This is a genomic window from Arthrobacter sp. EpRS71, from assembly GCF_001512285.1.
Lineage (GTDB): Bacteria > Actinomycetota > Actinomycetes > Actinomycetales > Micrococcaceae > Arthrobacter.
Map to the genome: position 1 here is coordinate 116,579 of NZ_LNUV01000003.1, position 18,622 is coordinate 135,200.

Here is an 18,622-nt window from a genome sequence, read left to right on the forward strand (position 1 = left end):
GTTCCGGCAGGTGATTAACGACGACGGCGCCACTCACCAACAGTGGTGAGCGGCGCCGTCGTCGTGCTTGTTCTTAGGTGAACGCTGAACTAGATCTTGCGGGCCAAAATGGCCTGCTTGACCTCGGCGATTGCCTGGGTGACCTGGATGCCACGGGGGCATGCTTCCGAGCAGTTGAAGGTGGTGCGGCAACGCCACACGCCTTCTTTGTCGTTCAGGATCTCAAGGCGCATGTCGCCGGCGTCATCGCGGGAATCGAAGATGAAGCGGTGGGCGTTGACGATCGCGGCCGGCCCGAAGTACTGGCCGTCGGTCCAGAAGACCGGGCAGGACGAGGTGCAGGCAGCGCAGAGGATGCACTTGGTGGTGTCATCAAAGCGCTCACGGTCTTCAACGGACTGCAGGCGTTCCTTGGTGGGCTCGTGGCCCTTGTTGATCAGGAACGGCATCACTTCGCGGAAGGACTGGAAGAACGGTTCCATGTCCACAATCAGGTCCTTCTCCACAGGGAGGCCCTTGATCGGCTCGACGGTGATGGGCTTGGTGGTGTCCAGGTCCTTCAGCAGCGTCTTGCAGGCGAGGCGGTTGCGGCCGTTGATGCGCATGGCATCGGAGCCACACACACCGTGGGCGCAGGAGCGGCGGAAGGAGACGGTGCCGTCAATCTCCCACTTGACCTTGTGAAGGGCATCCAACACGCGGTCCGTGCCGTACATGGTCAGCTTGTAGTCATCCCAGCGTGCCTCGTCCGAAATCTCGGGATCGTAGCGGCGCACGCGCAGCGTGATGTGGAACGTGGGAATTTCACCGTCGCCGGCAACGCTTGCCGGGAGCTCGATCTTGGAAGCGGGCTCTGCCATTTCGGTCGTCATTAGTACTTACGCTCCATCGGCTCGTAACGGGTGAAGATCACGGGCTTCGTCTCAAGACGGATGCCCGCAACGGATTCCGCCGAGGAGTCGACGGTGACGGAAGTGTCCAGGTAAGCCATGGAGTGCTTCATGAACTTTTCGTCATTGCGGTCCGGGAAGTCTTCGCGGTAGTGGCCACCACGGGACTCTTCACGGTGCAGAGCACCGACGGTCATGACCTTGGCCATGTCCAGCAGGAAGCCCAGTTCCACTGCTTCCAGGAGATCCAGGTTGAAGCGCTTGCCCTTGTCCTGAACGGTGACGTGCTTGTACCGCTCTTCGAAGGACTCGATGTCGCGGAGGACCTGCTCCAAGGACTCCTTGGTGCGGAACACCTGCATGTTGGCGTCCATGGTGTCCTGCAGTTCCTTGCGGATCTGCGCAACACGCTCAGTGCCGTTGCCGGTGAGCAGGCCGTCAAGGATGCCGCGGGTCATTGCCTCGGGATCCTCAGGGAGCTCAACAAAGTCGGCAGTCTTGGAGTACTCCGCAGCGGCGATGCCGGCGCGCTTACCGAACACGTTGATGTCCAGGAGCGAGTTGGTGCCCAGACGGTTGGAGCCGTGAACGGACACACAAGCAACTTCACCGGCTGCGTAGAGGCCCGGGACGATCGTGTCGTTGTCCTGGAGCACTTCGGTGGTGATGTTGGTGGGGATGCCACCCATGGCGTAGTGCGCCGTGGGGAACACAGGAACGGGATCGGTGAACGGTTCCACACCAAGGTAGGTGCGGGCGAACTCCGTGATGTCCGGAAGCTTGGCCTCGATGTGAGCGGGCTCAAGGTGGGTCAGGTCCAAGAGGACATAGTCCTTGTTCGGACCACAACCGCGGCCTTCACGCACTTCGTTGGCCATGGCACGGGCCACGATGTCACGGGGTGCAAGGTCCTTGATGGTGGGGGCGTAGCGCTCCATGAAGCGCTCACCTTCCGAGTTACGCAGGATCGCGCCTTCACCACGTGCACCCTCGGTAAGGAGGATGCCCAGGCCGGCGAGGCCGGTCGGGTGGAACTGGAAGAACTCCATGTCTTCCAAGGGGATGCCACGGCGGAATGCAATGCCCATGCCGTCGCCCGTGAGGGTGTGTGCGTTGGACGTTGTCTTGAAGACCTTGCCGGCGCCACCGGAGGCGAACACAACAGACTTGGCCTGGAAGACGTGCAGTTCGCCGGAAGCGAGGTCGTAGGAGACCACGCCGGCAACACGCTTCTGCTTGTACGGGGTACCGTCTTCACGTACTGCGTCCTCTTCGACGATCAGCAGGTCAAGGACGTAGTACTCGTTGTAGAACTCAACGTTGTGCTTGACGCAGTTTTGGTACAGCGTCTGCAGGATCATGTGACCGGTACGGTCAGCTGCGTAACACGCGCGGCGGACGGGTGCCTTGCCGTGGTCGCGGGTGTGGCCACCGAAGCGGCGCTGGTCAATCCGGCCCTCGGGCGTGCGGTTGAACGGCAGACCCATCTTTTCCAGGTCCAGCACGGCGTCAATGGCTTCCTTCGCCATGACCTCGGCGGCATCCTGGTCAACCAGGTAGTCGCCACCCTTGATGGTGTCAAAGGTGTGCCACTCCCAGTTGTCTTCTTCGACGTTGGCTAGCGCTGCGCACATTCCACCCTGGGCTGCACCGGTGTGCGAGCGGGTGGGGTAGAGCTTGGTCAGTACCGCGGTGCGTGCTCGCTGACCGGATTCGATCGCGGCGCGCATGCCGGCGCCACCTGCACCGACAATGACGACGTCGTACTTATGGACCTGCATACCAGATGCTCTCTCTTTCAAAATTCAGATGGTCGGCGGAGGCTGCTCCGCTACGTCAGGCGAACCGGTTCACTCACTGGGAGCCACCGGGAAGCGCCGCTACGGGGCCGGGCAGAAACCGCCAGGCAACTGAACGCCGTCGACGACGGGGCACGGGTTGAAGGTGAAGATCACCAGCGTGCCAAGGATGATGATGACCAGGGTGGCCGCGTAGAGGACCATCTTGAGCCAGAAGCGCGTGGAGTCCTTCTCGGCGTAGTCGTTGATGATGGTGCGGACGCCGTTGGTGCCGTGCAGCATGGCAAGCCACAGCATGGCGAGATCCCAGAACTGCCAGAACGGATCGGCCCACTTACCTGCAACAAAGCCGAAGTCGATTGCGTGGATGCCCTCGCCCACCAGCAGGTTCACGAACAGGTGGCCGAAGATCAGTACCACCAGGACGATGCCGGAGAGACGCATGAAGAGCCAGGCGATCATTTCGAAGTTGCCACGGCTGGAGCCGGTGCGGTTGTACTTCGGTGCGATCTTTCCGCTGCGCGGAGATTCGATGGTTGTCATGGCTTAGTGGCCTCCCAGCGCGAGGGAAAGGTGGCGGATGGCGAAGCCTGCGAACGTGACAAGCCACAGCGCAAGCACGACCCACAGCAACTGGCGCTGGTACTTTGCGCCCTTCTTCCAGAAGTCAATGGCGATCACACGCAAACCGTTAAAGGCGTGGAAAATGATCGCGGCGACCAAGCCCGTTTCACCCAGGGCCATGAGGGGGTTCTTGTAGGCACCAATGACGGCGGTGTAGGCCTCCGGGGACACGCGCACCAATGAGGTGTCCAGCACATGGACCAACAAGAAGAAAAAGATCACTACACCTGTAATGCGGTGTCCAACCCAGGACCACATGCCTTCACGGCCGCGGTACAAGGTGCCAGCTGGTTTTGTCGGCACTGATTAAACCTTCCTGCAACACAGCGGCGCTGGCATGGGATCCACGCGGGGGGAACGCCTGCTGCGAGAGCACTCGTAGCTCACGCCTAAATCTAGGCTTCGCTCACAGCATATTCAATTTAGGACGGGCTTCTCTCCTTGTTAATTCCATGTTTCCTGCCGATATTCAGGCGTTTTATGGCCACTGCCTGAGACGAACGCCACACGTGTGTCCTGCTGCGGGGCTTCCCGCCAGCACAGGATAAAGTGTTGCGGTGAGTACAGAAGACGCGAAATACCCGGAATCGCCATTGAACCGCTTTCACGCGGTTATTCCGGCGGGCGGTGTGGGGACCCGGCTTTGGCCACTCTCGCGTGCCGCTGCGCCCAAGTTCCTCCACGACCTGACCGGTTCCGGCAGCACGTTGTTGAGGGCTACCTACGACCGCCTGGAACCCCTGGCCGGTGAACGGGTCCTCGTTGTGACCGGCGAGGCGCACCGCGCCGCCGTCTGCCGTCAACTCCCTGAAATAGGGGACGACGAACTGGTGTTGGAAAGCGAGCCCAAGGACTCCGGCGCCGCCATCGGCCTTGCCGCCGCCATCCTTTACCGCCGTGATCCGGAAACCATCATGGGTTCCTTTGCTGCAGACCAGGTCATCAGCCCGGACGATCTCTTCCTGGAGACCGTGCGCGAGGCCATCTTTACCGCGGCCACCGGCAAGATCGTCACCATCGGCATCAAGCCCACCCACCCTTCCACAGGCTTCGGTTACATCCGTTCGGGCGCTGCCCTCAACGTCGAAGGTGCTCCGAACGCGCTTGCCGTGGCTGAGTTCGTTGAGAAGCCCAGCCAGGAGGTTGCCAACAAGTACGTCGAGGCGGGGGACTACGTCTGGAACGCCGGCATGTTCGTGGCTCCTGTAGCCCTCATGCTCAAGCACCTTGAGGCGAACCAGCCGGAGCTCTTCGCGGGCCTGCAGGAAATTGCCGAGGCCTGGGACACGCCCCAGCGCGCAGAAGTGACCTCCCGTGTGTGGCCAACCCTGCCGAAGATTGCCATTGATTACGCCGTTGCGGAGCCCGCAGCGGAAGCCGGCGATGTCGCCGTCGTGCCTGGTACATTCCGGTGGGACGACGTTGGCGACTTCGCAGCGATCGGCCGCCTGAACAACGCAGGTGACGTTGATGAAGTGACGGTGCTTGGCGAGGGCGCACGGGTGTTCGCCGAGAACGCCAGCGGCGTGGTGGTTTCCGATACCAAGCGCGTCATCGCCTTGATCGGCATCAAGGATGTGGTCATTGTGGACACTCCGGACGCCCTCCTGGTCACCACCAAGGAACACGCTCAACTGGTCAAGGGCACTGTTGACGCCCTGAAAGCCAGCGGCGATACGGACGTGCTGTAGTACATCCGCCTTATACCGTGAGCCACCTCTTTGGTTGTCCTGCGTCTGAACGCAGCGTAACCAAGAGGTGGCTTTCGTTCTTCAGGAGCCGCGCATGGCTAGAGTTGTGACGTGCGCAATTACACCACTGAAACCGAGCCCGCTCCCGTTGTGAGTCCTTGGGTTGATGAACTGCTCCCCGGACTCATCGAATTCCGGCGTGACCTCCATGCGCACCCGGAGCTGTCCTTCAAGGAGTTCCGCACCACGGACAAACTTGTGGAGCGGTTGGAAGCAGCCGGGTTGAAGCCGCGGCGGTTGGAGGAGACCGGGCTGACGGTTGACGTGGGCGAGGGCCCCATTGCCACGGCTCTCCGCGGGGACATTGACGCGCTTCCGATCATTGAGGAAACCGGCCTGCCGTTCGCGTCGAAGAACCATGGCGTTACCCATGCCTGCGGCCACGATGTCCACACCACTGCCATGCTCGGCATTGCCCTCACGCTCCAGCGGATGCACAAGAACAATCCGCTGGGCGGCACGGTCCGGATCATTTTCCAGCCCGCAGAGGAGACCATGCCGGGAGGCGCCCTGTCCTGCATTGAGCAGGGTGTGCTTGTAGGCGTGCCCCGCATCCTGGCACTGCATTGTGATCCCAGGATTAACGTGGGCCAGATCGGCACCCGCATCGGTGCCATCACCTCGGCCTCGGACACCATCAAAATTGAGCTCTCAGGCCGCGGCGGCCACACCTCGCGGCCGCACCTGACCGAGGACCTGGTGTTTGCACTGGCGCAAATCGCGGTCAACGTTCCGGCTGTCCTTTCCCGGCGGGTGGACGTACGCAGCGGCGTGTCGGTCGTCTGGGGTCAAATCTCTGCCGGGTCCGCACCCAACGCCATCCCGGGCTCCGGCTACATGGCAGGCACCATGCGCTGCTTGGATCGCGACGCCTGGCATAGTGCGGGGGAGTTGCTGGACGACGTCGTACGGCAGGTTGCCGCACCCTATGGCGTGGACGTGCACCTGGAACACACCCGTGGCGTGCCGCCTGTGGTGAACTCGGAACACGAGACGGCCCTCATCGAAGCTTCGGCCCGCGCTGAGCTGGGTGAGAATGCAGTGGTCCTCACTCCGCAGTCCATGGGTGGTGAGGACTTCGCTTGGTTCCTGGCCGACCTTCCGGGAGCCATGATGCGCTTGGGAACGCACACTCCCGGCGGCGAAGAGTATGACCTCCACCGCGGCGACTTCATTGTTGACGAACGCGCCCTCGGCTACGCCATCCGCGTCCTGACCGCAGCCGCACTCCGCACTATCCGCGACCTCGAGCAGTAGACCCAACTGAGTAGCAGTTGAGGTCGTTCTGAGCGCTCAGAACGACCTCAACTGCGACCTAGTTGGGTGCGTGAGGCTTGGATGAGTTGTGCACAATTGAATTGTGCACTATCGTTTTAGTCATGAGTGATGCACCCCGCCTCCGCCATCAGGTCTGCTTTGCGCTGTACTCGGCGTCCAAGGCGGCGACGGCGGTCTACCGCCCCGTGCTGGAGGACCTCGGACTGACGTACCCGCAATACCTGGTCATGCTGGTGCTCTGGGAGCAGGAGCCGCGCAGTGTCCGTGAACTCGGTGCGGAACTGGGCCTGGATTCCGGCACCTTGTCGCCCCTGCTCAAGCGCCTTGAGGCCATGGGACTGGTGGAACGCCACCGCTCGGCCGAGGATGAGCGCCGGGTGGACGTGGTCCTGACCGACGCCGGTACCGCCTTGAGTGCCCGAGCCCAGGCCGTGCCCCAACGCCTCGCTGACGCTGCAGGCCTATCTGCCGAGGAAATCGGGCAGCTGCACGCCACGCTCGGCAAACTCACGGCGGCGCTGAACGGCTCACTCTGACAGACCTCCCGGAAAATCCCGGGGATATCCCTTCCCAAAGAGAACGGAAACACCATGAAGACTCTTTACACAGCCGAGGCCTTGGCATCCGGCGAAGGCCGCGACGGCAACGCCCGCACCAATGATGGCAAGCTGGATGTCGCACTTGCCAGCCCCAAGGAGCTGGGCGGCAATGGCGAAGGCACCAACCCTGAGCAGCTGTTCGCTGCCGGTTACGCCGCCTGCTTCCACTCCGCTCTCCGCCTGGTGGGCCGCAAGGAGCGCGTGGACCTGACGGACTCGGCCGTCGCAGCCAGGATCCACATCGGCGCGCTGACCGACAGCGAAGGCTTCGGCCTCGCTGCTGAACTGGAAATCGCACTGCCCGCCCTGGACCGTGAAACGGCCGAGCAGCTGATGCACAAAGCGCACCAGGTTTGCCCCTACTCCAACGCAACCCGCGGCAACATGGCCGTGGACCTCAAGCTCGTGGAGTTTGCAGCATGAGCGCCGTCGTCACCGAAACCCGTGAAATCCAGCTCGCCTCCCGCCCCGTAGGCCGTCCGGCTCCGGAGAACTTCCGGCTGGCAGCAGCGCAGCTCCCCGAGCTCGGCGACGGTCAGATTCTGGTCAAGAACCAGTTCATGTCCGTGGACCCCTACATGCGCGGCCGCATGAATGACGTCAAGTCCTACTCGGCTCCGTTCCAGATCGATGCAGCGCTCGACGGCGGTGCGGTAGGTGAGGTGATTGCGTCCCGTTCGGACGCGCACAAGGTGGGTGACGTCGTCGTGCATCAACTCGGCTGGCGTGAGCACGCGGTGGTGGACGCCGCGGCAACTACGCCGGTCCCGTCCGGGCTGGCCCCGACGTCCGCGTTCCTTGGAGCGCTGGGCATGACCGGCCTGACCGCTTATGCGGGCTTGCTGAAGGTTGCCGAATTCAAGGAAGGCGACGTGGTGTTCGTCTCCGGCGCTGCAGGTGCGGTGGGCTCGATGGTTGGCCAGATCGCCAAGGCCATGGGCGCGTCCAAGGTCATCGGCAGTGCAGGGTCGCCGGAGAAAGTTGCCCGGCTACTGGAGCTCGGCTTCGATGCCGCCTTCAACTACAACGACGCCCCGGTGCTGGAGCAGCTGCAAGCAGCAGCGGGGGAGCGCGGCATCGACGTGTACTTCGATAACGTCGGCGGCGAGCACCTCGAGGCAGCCCTTGCCACGCTTACCGTTGGCGGGCGCGTAGCCATGTGTGGTGCCATCGCGCAGTACAACTCCACGGAGCCCCCGGTGGCGCCGCGGAACCTGGCAGTGGCGATCGGCAAGCAGCTGACCCTGCGCGGATTCCTGGTGGGCGGGCAGCGACAGCACGCCGCTGAATTCGCTCAGAAGATGGCAGGCTGGCTGGCCGACGGGTCCGTCAGCTATGACGAAACAATCGTGGATGGCTTGGAGAATGCGCCGAAAGCGTTCATGGATCTTCTGGATGGCGCGAACACGGGAAAGATGCTGGTTCGCCTCTAATCCACAGGTGAATCGTGTGTGACTTGCACACCTGGCTACTGCTTGGTAACAAAAGGTCAACAATCTGACCTGGAGTGATCATTTGTGGTAGCTGGGTGTGTTCCAGGCCACTAGTGTGGTTTCATCAATGCGCTTCGGCGCAGCTGCGAGCATCAGTGAAAACAGAATTTCTGCCTCAGGTATAGGAAACGGACACTCATTGACCATCCGTCGTAGCGCCAATCACTTTCTTCCTGGAGGAAAATTGAAGAAACCACTGCGTGCCACCCTGAAGCGCGGTTCAATGGCCGGTGTTGCCACTCTCGGTGCGGCAGCGCTCCTGCTGACCAGTTGTGGCCAGGCTCCCGATGCTGGTTCCGGCACTGCCACCACGAGCGATTTCCTTGGATGCATCGTTTCGGACTCCGGCGGATTCGATGACCAGTCCTTCAACCAATCGTCGTTCGAGGGCCTCAAGAAGGCTGAAGCGGACCTTGGTATCCAAGTCAGGTCGGCTGAATCGAAGGCCAACAGCGACTTCGAGACCAACCTCAACGGCATGATCTCCGCCGGCTGCAACCTGACGGTTACTGTCGGCTTCCTCCTGGGCGACGCCACCAAGGCCGCTGCCGAGAAGAACACGGACAAGCACTTCGCGATCGTCGACTACACCTACGAAGCTCCGATCGCCAACGTGAAGCCGATTGTCTACGACACGGCGCAGGCCGCCTTCCTGGCAGGTTACACAGCTGCCGCCACCACCAAGACCGGCAAGGTGGGCACCTTCGGTGGTATCAAGATCCCCACGGTCACCATCTTCATGGATGGCTTCTACGACGGTGTCCAGGCCTACAACAAGGCCAAGAACAAGTCCGTCCAGGTTGTTGGTTGGGACAAGAACACCAAGGACGGATCGTTCACGGGCGACTTCGAGAAGCAGGACACGGGCAAGCAGGTCACCATTAACCTGCTGGACCAGGGCGCGGACATCATCATGCCCGTAGCCGGACCGGTTGGTAAGGGTGCCGGCGCTGCACTGAAGGAAGCCAAGGCAGCCGGCAAGGACGTCAAGCTCATCTGGGTTGACTCCGACGGGTACCTCACCGCTCCCGAGTACAAGGACCTCATGCTCACCTCCGTGGTGAAGCAGATGGGCGAGGCCGTTGAAGCCGTAGTGAAGGACGACAAGGACGGCAAGTTCAACAACGAAGCCTATGTTGGCACGCTGGAGAACGACGGCGTTGCCATCGCTCCGTTCCATGATCTTGACTCCGCAGTTTCTGCCGAGACCAAGTCCGAACTCGATGCCCTGAAGGCGGACATTGTGTCCGGCAAGCTGGTTGTCGAGTCTGAATCGAGCCCCAAGAAGTAAGCAATTCCCGGACGCGCCGCCAGTACCGAGCCCCGGTACTGGCGGCGCGTTTTTGCCCTGACTACGCTGGGCCTCAAAGCCAGTGGCTTTGGAGCAGTACAGCCGTCCCTCGGACTCACAGAACGGTGGGAGTTGTGAAACTCGAATTGAAGGGGATCTCGAAAGCCTTCGGGACCTTCTACGCCAACCAAGACATCGACCTCGTGGTCGAATCCGGCCAAATCCATTGCCTCCTCGGCGAAAATGGTGCCGGCAAATCAACCCTCATGAACGTGCTGTACGGGCTGTATGAGCCCACAGCAGGCCAAATCCTGGTAGATGACCAGCTGGTCACTTTCCGCGGACCCGGTGACGCGATGGCGGCCGGCATCGGCATGGTGCACCAGCACTTCATGCTCGTCCCCGTCTTCACCGTGGCCGAAAACGTGGCCCTCGGTGCTGAACCCACCACGTTCGGCGGAGTGCTCAGCATCGAAGAGACCCGGAAGAAGATCCGGGAAATTTCCGACAAGTACGGCTTCGACGTCGATCCGGACGCACTGGTGGAGGACCTCCCCGTGGGCGTCCAACAGCGGGTGGAGATCATCAAAGCGTTGGTGCGCGAAGCCAAAGTCCTCATTCTGGACGAGCCCACAGCCGTGCTGACGCCGCAGGAAACCGATGAGCTGCTGGACATCATGCGGCAGCTCAAAGCCGGCGGAACCTCCATCGTCTTCATTTCGCACAAGCTGCGTGAAGTTAAAGCTGTCTCCGACGTCATCACCGTCATCCGCCGCGGCAAAGTAGTGGGGGATGCTCCACCCACGGCATCAGCCACTGAACTGGCCTCCATGATGGTGGGCCGCCCGGTGAGCCTGAGCCTGAACAAGGCTCCCGCGCAGCGGAAGGAAACCACGTTCGTGGTGGAAAACCTGACAGTGCGTGCAGCCAACGGCACCAACGTGGTGGACGGGATCAGCTTCGACATCGCGCAAGGCGAGATCCTGGCCGTCGCCGGTGTCCAAGGCAACGGCCAAACGGAACTCACCGAAGCCATCCTGGGCATTCAGGACCACGTCACCGGCTCGGTGACGCTGGACGGGAAGCAACTGCTGGGCCTGCCCGTGAAGGATGTGCTGCGTTCGGGCGTTGGTTTTGTTCCGGAAGACCGAACAGTGGATGGGCTGGTTGGTCCCTTCTCCGTGGCTGAGAACCTGGTGCTGGACCTGTACGACCAAGCGCCGTTTGCCAGCGGCATCAGCATGAAGCCGGCCAAGGTTGCCGAGCATGCCAAAGCCAAGATTGAAGAGTTTGATATCCGTACGCCGTCCGCGGGCTCGGCTGCCGGGACACTGTCAGGCGGCAACCAGCAGAAAGTGGTGATGGCCCGGGAGCTGTCCCGTCCGCTGCGGTTGTTCATCGCCAGCCAGCCGACCCGTGGCGTGGACGTTGGTTCCATCGAGTTCCTGCATAAGCGCATTGTTGCCGAGCGCGACGTCGGAACCCCGGTCATGATCGTTTCCACCGAACTTGACGAGGTCATTGAGCTCGCAGACAGGATTGCCGTCCTGTACAAGGGCAAGCTCGTGGGGATCGTCCCTGCTGGAACACCCCGCGACACCCTCGGCTTGATGATGGCCGGCGTCGGCCCTGAAGGAGGCTCCGATGACTGAGAACAGTCAGTCCAAGAACGAGCAAACACCCGCCCAGCCCGCGGAAGACCAGCCCGCGGAGGACCTGTCCGCGGAGGACCAGTCCACAGCGGACCTCCGCGCGGCTGATGTCTCACTGGATACCGCAGGCGGCATGCTGGAGCCCTCCATCGTGCCGGTGTCTTCCCAAAGCGGAGGCTCAGGACCGCAGTCGAGCAGCCTCGTCCGCCGGATTGTGATGGGTAACGGCTTTGTCTCCGTCCTTGCCGTCATTGTTGCCCTCTTCCTGGGTGGGCTGCTGATCGCCAGCACGGACGCCCAGGTCGCCAAAACCGCAGGCTATCTCTTTGCCAGGCCCACGGACTTCCTGAGTGCGTTGTGGGCAGCCATGACCGAGAGCTATGTTGCGCTTTTCCAGGGGTCGATCTTCAACCCGCGGCAGGGATTGCAGCCTTTGCTGGAGACCATGACGGTGGCTACACCCCTTATTTGCGCCGGGTTGGGTGTTGCGCTGGCTTTCCGCGCCGGCCTGTTCAACATCGGCGCCCAGGGCCAGATCATCATCAGCGCCACGCTCGCCGCCTACGTGGGGTTCGCCTGGCATCTGCCGTTCGGCCTGCACTTGCTGGTGGTCATCATCATGGGCGTTCTGGGCGGTGCTTTCTGGGGTGCCATTGTGGGCATCCTCAAAGCACGGACCGGCGCGCATGAGGTCATTGTGACCATCATGCTGAACTATGTGGCCTTGTTCCTGCTGGACTTCCTGCTGAACACTGCGGCGTTCCGGCGTCCGGGGGACAGCAGCCCCATTTCGCCTCGCCTCGACGAATCGGCAACGTTCCCCGTCCTCATCCCCGGATCGCGGCTCCACGTGGGCTTCCTGGTGGCGATAGCACTGACGTACGGCGTGTGGTGGCTGTTGAACCGCTCCACCATCGGCTTCGAGTTCCGCGCCGTTGGTGCGAACCCCGTGGCGGCACGTACCGCGGGTGTCAAGGTTTCCCGCGCCACCATCCTGGTGATGGCCATGGCCGGTGCCCTTGCCGCGTTTGGTGGTATTGCCCAGGTGGCCGGTACGGAGAAGGTATTGACTGGCGGCGTCGCGGCCCAGATCGGCTTCGATGCCATCACTGTTGCCCTGCTGGGACGCAGTACACCGTGGGGGACGTTCTTTGCAGGCCTGCTGTTCGGAGCTTTCCGTGCAGGTGCAGTTCAGATGCAGATCCAGACGGGAACGCCCATCGACATCGTGCTGGTGGTGCAGTCACTGATCGTCCTTTTCATCGCAGCACCGCCGCTCATCAAGTCGATCTTCCGGCTTGAGCCCAAGAAGAAGAACAAGACACCAAAAGCGGCTCCCAAGGCTGCCCTGGTCAACGCCTCCGGAGGTGCCAAATGAGCGCGACAACCACCGCTCCCAAGCCGGGTTCAACGGCCCTGCCGGCGTTCCGGCCTTCCATGAAAGTGCCGCTCTCGCTCGGAATCCTGGCACTCGTGGCCTTGGTCTTCTTCGGCTTCCTTGGCCCGGACCAGACGGCCGAGATGAAGATCAGCGATGCCGGTGACGCCGTTGCTGTCCCCGCACTGATGATTCCGGGGCAGGTGGGCGGTGTGGTGTTCGGCATTCTGCTCCTGGCCATGGCCGCTTATTCCATCTATCTCTGGACGCAGGGTGAGCGGTCACCCAAGTGGCTGCCTATCGCCTTCGCCGTGGTGTTCGTGTTTGCCTTGCTGGTGTGGATCGTCGCAGGCGCCCGCCAACCTTCCATCTCGTTGGCCGGCCTCGTTGCCGGTTCAGTAACGCTGGCGGTGCCTTTGGTTTTCGGTTCCCTCTCAGGCGTGCTCTGTGAACGTGTGGGCGTGGTGAACATCGCCATTGAAGGCCAACTCCTTGGCGGTGCTTTCACGGCTGCACTGGTAGCCACCATGACGGGCAGCCCTTACATCGGCCTGATCGCGGCGGCTGCTGCCGGTGCCGCGGTGTCCATGGTCCTCGCGGTCTTCAGCATCAAGTACCTGGTCAACCAGATCATTGTGGGCGTTGTCCTCAACGTGCTGGTGTCCGGTATCACGGGCTTCCTGTACGGCACGTTGATGGTCCCCAACAAGGAGCAGTTCAACACCCCGGGACGGCTGGACATCCTGCCGATCCCGCTGCTTTCGGATATCCCCATCATTGGCCCGATCCTGTTCGAGCAGTCCATTGCCGGCTACCTCATGTACATTGCCGTTGCCGTGGTGTGGTTCGGCTTGTTCAAGACCCGCTGGGGCCTGCGCGTCCGGGCCGTCGGCGAGCACCCGCAGGCTGCTGACACCCTGGGTATCAACGTCAACGCCACACGCTTCTGGAATGTCACCTTGGGTGGTGCCATTGCCGGCATCGGTGGTGCCGTGTTCACCCTGGTGACCATTGACACGTTCACCAAGGACATTTCCGGTGGCCGAGGCTTCATTGCCTTGGCGGCTTTGATCTTTGGCCGCTGGAATCCCATCGGCGCCTTCCTGGCGTCGCTGCTGTTCGGCTTCGCCTACAACCTGCAGTCGATCATTGGCATCATCGGTACCCCGGTCCCGAGCCAGTTCATGGCCATGCTGCCGTATTTGGTGACCATCTTCGCCGTCGCCGGTTTGGTGGGTAAGTCCCGGCCACCGGCCGCAAGCGGCATACCGTACGTGAAGGGTTGACCATGCCCGCGAATGACGTCGATTGGCGGGCACTGGAAGAGGCGGCAAAGCAGGCCATGCAGAATGCCTACGCGCCGTATTCGAAGTTCCCGGTGGGGGCTGCGGCCCTCACCGAGGACGGCCGGATTGTGAGCGGCTGCAACGTGGAGAACGCCAGTTACGGGCTGACTCTCTGCGCCGAATGCGCGCTGGTTGGCCAGCTTCACATGACGGGCGGCGGCAGGATCGCGGCGTTCTATTGTGTGGATGGCCAAGGCAACATCCTCATGCCGTGCGGGAGGTGCCGTCAGTTGCTCTATGAATTCAGGGCACCCGGAATGCAGCTCATGACAACTCAGGGAATCAAATCCATGGACCAGGTACTGCCTGACGCCTTTGGTCCCGAACATCTGGAGGAAACCACGTGACCAGCACCGAAGCGTTCGACGCCGTCCAGATCATTTCCATCAAACGGGACAAGGGCACGCTCACTCCAGAGCAGATCGACTGGACCATCGACGCGTACACCCGTGGCGTGATCGCCGAGGAACAGATGGCGGCACTGAACATGGCCATCCTGCTTAACGGCATGGACCGTGGTGAGATTTCGCGGTGGACTTCCGCCATGATCGCCTCGGGCGAGCGGATGGACTTTTCGTCCCTGACAACGCCCGACGGCGGCCGGAAGGCTACCAGCGACAAACACTCCACCGGTGGGGTGGGGGATAAGATCACGCTGCCGCTGGCCCCGCTGGTGGCCGTGTTCGGCGTCGCGGTTCCGCAGCTCTCAGGCCGCGGGCTGGGCCACACGGGCGGCACCTTGGACAAGCTTGAGGCGATTCCGGGTTGGCGCGCCAATCTGAGCAACGACGAAATCATGGCTCAACTGCAGGATGTGGGTGCTGTGATTTGTGCGGCAGGTTCGGGGCTGGCGCCTGCGGACAAGAAGCTCTATGCCTTGCGTGATGTCACCGGAACTGTTGAAGCCATCCCGCTCATTGCTTCCTCGATCATGAGCAAGAAGATCGCTGAAGGAACGGGTTCCTTGGTCCTGGACGTGAAGGTAGGCTCCGGCGCTTTCATGAAAGATGAAGCACGGGCCCGCGAGCTTGCCGAGACCATGGTGGCCCTGGGCAAGGACGCCGGTGTGCACACCGTCGCCCTGATCACGGATATGTCCACGCCGTTGGGATTGACGGCCGGAAACGCGATCGAAGTTGAGGAGTCCGTGGAGGTCCTTGCCGGCGGCGGTCCGGAAGACGTGGTCGAGTTGACCGTCCGCCTGGCCGAGGAGATGCTGGCCGGCGCCGGCATCCACGACGCCGATCCCGCGGCAGCCCTGCGGGACGGACGTGCCATGGACGTCTGGAACCGGATGATCGAAGCACAGGGTGGAGACCCGCGTGCTGCGCTTCCGGTGGCCAAGGAGTCCGAGGTTCTCTACGCTCCGGCAGACGGTGTCCTGGTGGAGCTTGATGCGCTTTCTGTTGGTGTTGCCGCCTGGCGCCTCGGAGCCGGCCGTGCCCGCAAGGAGGATCAGGTTCAGGCCGGGGCAGGCGTCCGCATGCACGCCAAGCCCGGAGCGTTGGTCCGGGCCGGGGAGCCGCTCATGACGCTCCTGACGGACACCCCGGAGAAGTTTGAACGGGCCAAGGAAGCGCTCCAGAATGCCGTGGTGATCGCGCCTGAGGGTTCACGCCCGGCGCATCAGCTCATCATCGACCGCATCGCCTAGGCTTAAGTGTTCCGGGCCGTTCGCCAAGGACGGCCCGGAACACCAGTCATCCGGCGCCTGTGGGGGAGCCGGCTACCGTAAGGAAACCGTGCAGGGCATCAACGATTTCATCCTCGCCGCAGCGGGGCAGCCATGGGTGTTGTTCCTGGTGTTGGCCTGCTGCGTGATAGATGGCTTCTTCCCGCCCATCCCCAGCGAGTCCGTGGTGGTGGGCCTGAGCGCTGTTTCAGGAAGCAGTGGTGCGCCCAACGTGTGGCTGCTGGGCTTGATGGCGGCCCTGGGGGCATTCTCCGGGGACAACATCGCGTATATCATCGGCCGGCGCATCGGCATCCAGCGCTGGCGTTGGATGCGCACGCAGCGGATGCAGGGCGCCTTCCGTTGGGCCGGCAAGGAACTTCGACGGCGCTCGGCCTCGCTGATCATGGTGGCCCGCTTCATTCCCATTGGCAGGGTGGCCGTCAACCTGACAGCCGGTGCCACGCACTTCCACCACCGGCGCTTCGTTGCCCTCACCGCCATGTCCGCCGTCCTGTGGGCCACGTATTCGGTGATCCTTGGCTACTTCTTTGGCGTCTGGTTCGAGGACAACCATCTCCTGGGCGCCGTCATCGCGATCGTGGTAGCTGTGATCCTGGGGATCATCATTGACCGGATCATCAGCAAAGTCCGTGGATCCGTGCCCTTGGACGGCAAGAACATTCCTGAGGAAGACGCCCCGACTCCACCCACGGTATGACGCTTCCAGCGCAGGAAGATCAGCCCGGCGGTTGACGACGGCACCTTATCAGCACCTATAGCGTTAAGCGTGTGATCCCTTGGCTGGGACGTAGCGAACGACGTCCCGGCCGTGGGACACTAGAGCGACTTCGGTCACATCGTCAAGTCATATTCGTCTAGGAGCTACCGTCGCGTGGAGTTTTTGAACCAAATGCTCGAGCATGCAGCCGGGCAGCCCTGGATATACCCGGTCCTGCTGGTCTTCTTCTTCATTGACGGATTTGCCACCATCCTTCCCAGCGAAACAGCCATTGTTGGCCTCTCGGCGCTGTCCCTTCACAGCGGAGAACCCAACCTCTGGATTCTGGGAGGCACCGCACTGGTGGGCGCCATGGCCGGAGACAATATGGCGTACATGCTGGGCCGGAAAATCGGCCTCACCCGCTGGAAGTGGATGCGCAGGCCCAAGGTCCAAAAGATGTTTGCCTGGGCGCAGTATGAGCTGGATAAGCGCGGCGCGGTCCTCATTTTTACGGCCCGGTACATTCCGTGGGGCCGCGTAGCGGTGAACTACGTGGCCGGACAAACGGGGTTCCGCCACCGGACCTTCTTCTGGTTGGACGCCTTCGCGTGCATCACCTGGGTGGGATACTCCATCGGTATTGGCTTGCTCGCGGGCCAGTGGGTGCACCACAACCCGCTCCTGGGCGTCGGAATTGCCGTGGCGTTCGCGGTGGTTCTTGGCATCGTGGTGGACCACGCCCTTCGCTGGTGGCACAAGTACCTTGAAAAGAAGGACCTGGCCCGCGAAGAGGCTGCGGCCAAGGAAGTACCCGCGGCCAAGGAAGTACCCGCAGCGGAGCCCTCGGACGCTAGTCTTGGTACGTGACTGAGCCCATTCTTGACGCTGCCCCTGCCCTTGACTTCGATTTGAAGAGCCTGCCCAAGGTTTCCCTCCACGACCACCTGGACGGAGGACTCCGCCCGGCCACCATCATCGAGCTGGCCGAGGCCGCCGGCCACACACTGCCCTCCACTGATCCTGTGGCGCTGGGCGAATGGTTCCGCGAATCCGCCGACTCCGGTTCGCTGGTCCGCTACCTCGAAACGTTCGACCATACCGTCGCCGTCATGCAGACCAAGGAAGGCCTGTTCAGGGTCGCCAAGGAATTCGTGGAAGACCTGGCCGAGGACGGCGTCGTCTACGGCGAAGTCCGCTGGGCTCCCGAACAGCATCTGCAGCAGGGCCTGACCCTGGACGAGGTTGTTGAAGCAGTCCAGACGGGCCTTGAAGCCGGTATGGAGTCCGCTGAAGAACGTGGCCAGCAGATCCAGGTGGGGCAGCTCATCACTGCCATGCGGCACGCCGACCGCGGTCAGGAAATCGCCGAGCTCGCCGTCCGCCACCGCGCCAACGGCGCCGTTGGCTTCGATATCGCCGGGGCCGAAGACGGCTTCCTGCCCTCCCGCTTCAAGGATGCTTTCACCTACTTGGCCGAGAATAACTTCCCGGCGACGGTCCACGCCGGTGAAGCCGCCGGCCTGGAGAGCATCCAGTCCGCTTTGGTGGATGGGCGCGCCCTGCGCCTGGGCCACGGCGTGCGCATCGCCGAGGACATCTCGGTGGAGTTCGAGGACAACTCCGACGACGACGGCGAGGACACCGTCGGCATGGTGACCATCGGCAGCGTGGCGGCCTGGGTCCGCGACCGTGGAATCGCCCTGGAAATCTGCCCGTCGTCCAACCTCCAGACCGGTGCAATTTCCGGCTTTGGCGACGGCATCGAAAGCCACCCGGTGGACATGCTCTTCCAACTCGGCTTCAACGTCACCATCAACACGGACAACCGCCTCATGAGTGGTGTCACCCTGACGGACGAGTTCGAGCTCCTGGTGGAAACCTTCGACTACGACCCCGATGATCTGCTGGAACTGACACTCAACGCCGCCGAGGCAGCCTTCCTGCCGCTGGATGAGCGCGAAGCCTTGGTTGAGTACATCAACGATGCCTACGCCAACCTCGGCTAACGATCCCGGCCTGAACGAGATCACGGAGCTGCTGGGTGGGCCCACGGCAGCAGGGGTCCCTGACCGAGCTTGCGAGGTTGGGGAGCTGCTGGGTGGGCCCACGGCAGCAGGGGTCCCTG

18 protein-coding genes are annotated in these 18,622 nt (G+C 62.3%); 14 read left to right on the forward strand and 4 right to left on the reverse strand.

The window, feature by feature from the left end:
* Positions 1-89: 89 nt before the first annotated feature.
* The 4 genes from AR689_RS03455 to sdhC all read right to left on the reverse strand — a co-directional run bounded on the left by AR689_RS03455 (position 90) and on the right by sdhC (position 3,616).
* Positions 90-872: a succinate dehydrogenase iron-sulfur subunit gene (locus AR689_RS03455; protein WP_024820061.1), complete on the reverse strand. Its 783-nt coding sequence runs from the start codon at positions 870-872 to the stop codon at positions 90-92.
* Complete coding sequence (gene sdhA, locus AR689_RS03460; protein WP_062066853.1) at positions 872-2,671, reverse strand: succinate dehydrogenase flavoprotein subunit; 1,800 nt, start codon at positions 2,669-2,671, stop codon at positions 872-874. The genes AR689_RS03455 and sdhA overlap by 1 nt, the downstream gene beginning before the upstream one ends.
* A gap of 99 nt (positions 2,672-2,770) precedes the next feature.
* A complete protein-coding gene (locus AR689_RS03465) occupies positions 2,771-3,232 on the reverse strand; it encodes a succinate dehydrogenase hydrophobic membrane anchor subunit (RefSeq protein ID WP_017197835.1) in 462 nt (153 codons plus the stop codon).
* A gap of 3 nt (positions 3,233-3,235) precedes the next feature.
* Positions 3,236-3,616, reverse strand: coding sequence for a succinate dehydrogenase, cytochrome b556 subunit (sdhC, locus tag AR689_RS03470; protein ID WP_011773978.1), 381 nt, complete (start codon positions 3,614-3,616; stop codon positions 3,236-3,238).
* Between the two features lie 254 nt (positions 3,617-3,870).
* Here sdhC and AR689_RS03475 point away from each other — a divergent pair, with 254 nt between their 5' ends.
* The 14 genes from AR689_RS03475 to AR689_RS03540 all read left to right on the forward strand — a co-directional run bounded on the left by AR689_RS03475 (position 3,871) and on the right by AR689_RS03540 (position 18,503).
* Entirely contained in the window at positions 3,871-5,004 is a 1,134-nt protein-coding gene (locus AR689_RS03475) for a mannose-1-phosphate guanylyltransferase (RefSeq protein ID WP_024820063.1), read from the forward strand.
* A 111-nt stretch (positions 5,005-5,115) separates the two neighbouring features.
* Positions 5,116-6,321 carry an amidohydrolase gene (locus tag AR689_RS03480; RefSeq protein ID WP_062066857.1) on the forward strand — a complete coding sequence of 402 codons (1,206 nt, stop codon included), beginning with the start codon at positions 5,116-5,118 and terminating at the stop codon, positions 6,319-6,321.
* 122 nt (positions 6,322-6,443) lie between these two features.
* Positions 6,444-6,878 carry a MarR family winged helix-turn-helix transcriptional regulator gene (locus AR689_RS03485; RefSeq protein WP_062066860.1) on the forward strand — a complete coding sequence of 145 codons (435 nt, stop codon included), beginning with the start codon at positions 6,444-6,446 and terminating at the stop codon, positions 6,876-6,878.
* A gap of 54 nt (positions 6,879-6,932) precedes the next feature.
* Positions 6,933-7,364, forward strand: coding sequence for an organic hydroperoxide resistance protein (locus AR689_RS03490; protein ID WP_062066863.1), 432 nt, complete (start codon positions 6,933-6,935; stop codon positions 7,362-7,364).
* Positions 7,361-8,374 carry an NADP-dependent oxidoreductase gene (locus AR689_RS03495; protein ID WP_062066866.1) on the forward strand — a complete coding sequence of 338 codons (1,014 nt, stop codon included), beginning with the start codon at positions 7,361-7,363 and terminating at the stop codon, positions 8,372-8,374. The genes AR689_RS03490 and AR689_RS03495 overlap by 4 nt, the downstream gene beginning before the upstream one ends.
* A gap of 244 nt (positions 8,375-8,618) precedes the next feature.
* Positions 8,619-9,725 carry a BMP family lipoprotein gene (locus tag AR689_RS03500; protein WP_502686003.1) on the forward strand — a complete coding sequence of 369 codons (1,107 nt, stop codon included), beginning with the start codon at positions 8,619-8,621 and terminating at the stop codon, positions 9,723-9,725.
* A 134-nt stretch (positions 9,726-9,859) separates the two neighbouring features.
* On the forward strand, positions 9,860-11,377 hold the full coding sequence (locus AR689_RS03505; protein ID WP_062068558.1) for an ABC transporter ATP-binding protein: 1,518 nt from the start codon (positions 9,860-9,862) through the stop codon (positions 11,375-11,377).
* Entirely contained in the window at positions 11,370-12,755 is a 1,386-nt protein-coding gene (locus tag AR689_RS03510) for an ABC transporter permease (protein WP_062066869.1), read from the forward strand. Before AR689_RS03505 ends, AR689_RS03510 begins: the two co-directional genes overlap by 8 nt.
* Positions 12,752-14,041 carry an ABC transporter permease gene (locus AR689_RS03515; RefSeq protein ID WP_062066872.1) on the forward strand — a complete coding sequence of 430 codons (1,290 nt, stop codon included), beginning with the start codon at positions 12,752-12,754 and terminating at the stop codon, positions 14,039-14,041. The genes AR689_RS03510 and AR689_RS03515 overlap by 4 nt, the downstream gene beginning before the upstream one ends.
* A 2-nt stretch (positions 14,042-14,043) precedes the next feature.
* Positions 14,044-14,448 (forward strand): cytidine deaminase, encoded by a 405-nt coding sequence (locus tag AR689_RS03520; protein ID WP_062066874.1) that lies wholly within the window; start codon positions 14,044-14,046, stop codon positions 14,446-14,448.
* Positions 14,445-15,755 carry a thymidine phosphorylase gene (locus AR689_RS03525; RefSeq protein WP_062066877.1) on the forward strand — a complete coding sequence of 437 codons (1,311 nt, stop codon included), beginning with the start codon at positions 14,445-14,447 and terminating at the stop codon, positions 15,753-15,755. The genes AR689_RS03520 and AR689_RS03525 overlap by 4 nt, the downstream gene beginning before the upstream one ends.
* Before the next feature lie 88 nt (positions 15,756-15,843).
* The gene (locus AR689_RS03530; protein WP_062066880.1) at positions 15,844-16,494 is read left to right on the forward strand and encodes a DedA family protein; all 651 of its coding nucleotides are present in this window, start codon (positions 15,844-15,846) and stop codon (positions 16,492-16,494) included.
* 192 nt (positions 16,495-16,686) lie between these two features.
* Positions 16,687-17,364 (forward strand): DedA family protein, encoded by a 678-nt coding sequence (locus tag AR689_RS03535; protein ID WP_062068562.1) that lies wholly within the window; start codon positions 16,687-16,689, stop codon positions 17,362-17,364.
* Positions 17,361-18,503, forward strand: a complete 1,143-nt coding sequence (locus tag AR689_RS03540) for an adenosine deaminase (RefSeq protein WP_062066883.1) — start codon at positions 17,361-17,363, stop codon at positions 18,501-18,503. The genes AR689_RS03535 and AR689_RS03540 overlap by 4 nt, the downstream gene beginning before the upstream one ends.
* The last annotated feature ends 119 nt before the right edge of the window (positions 18,504-18,622 follow it).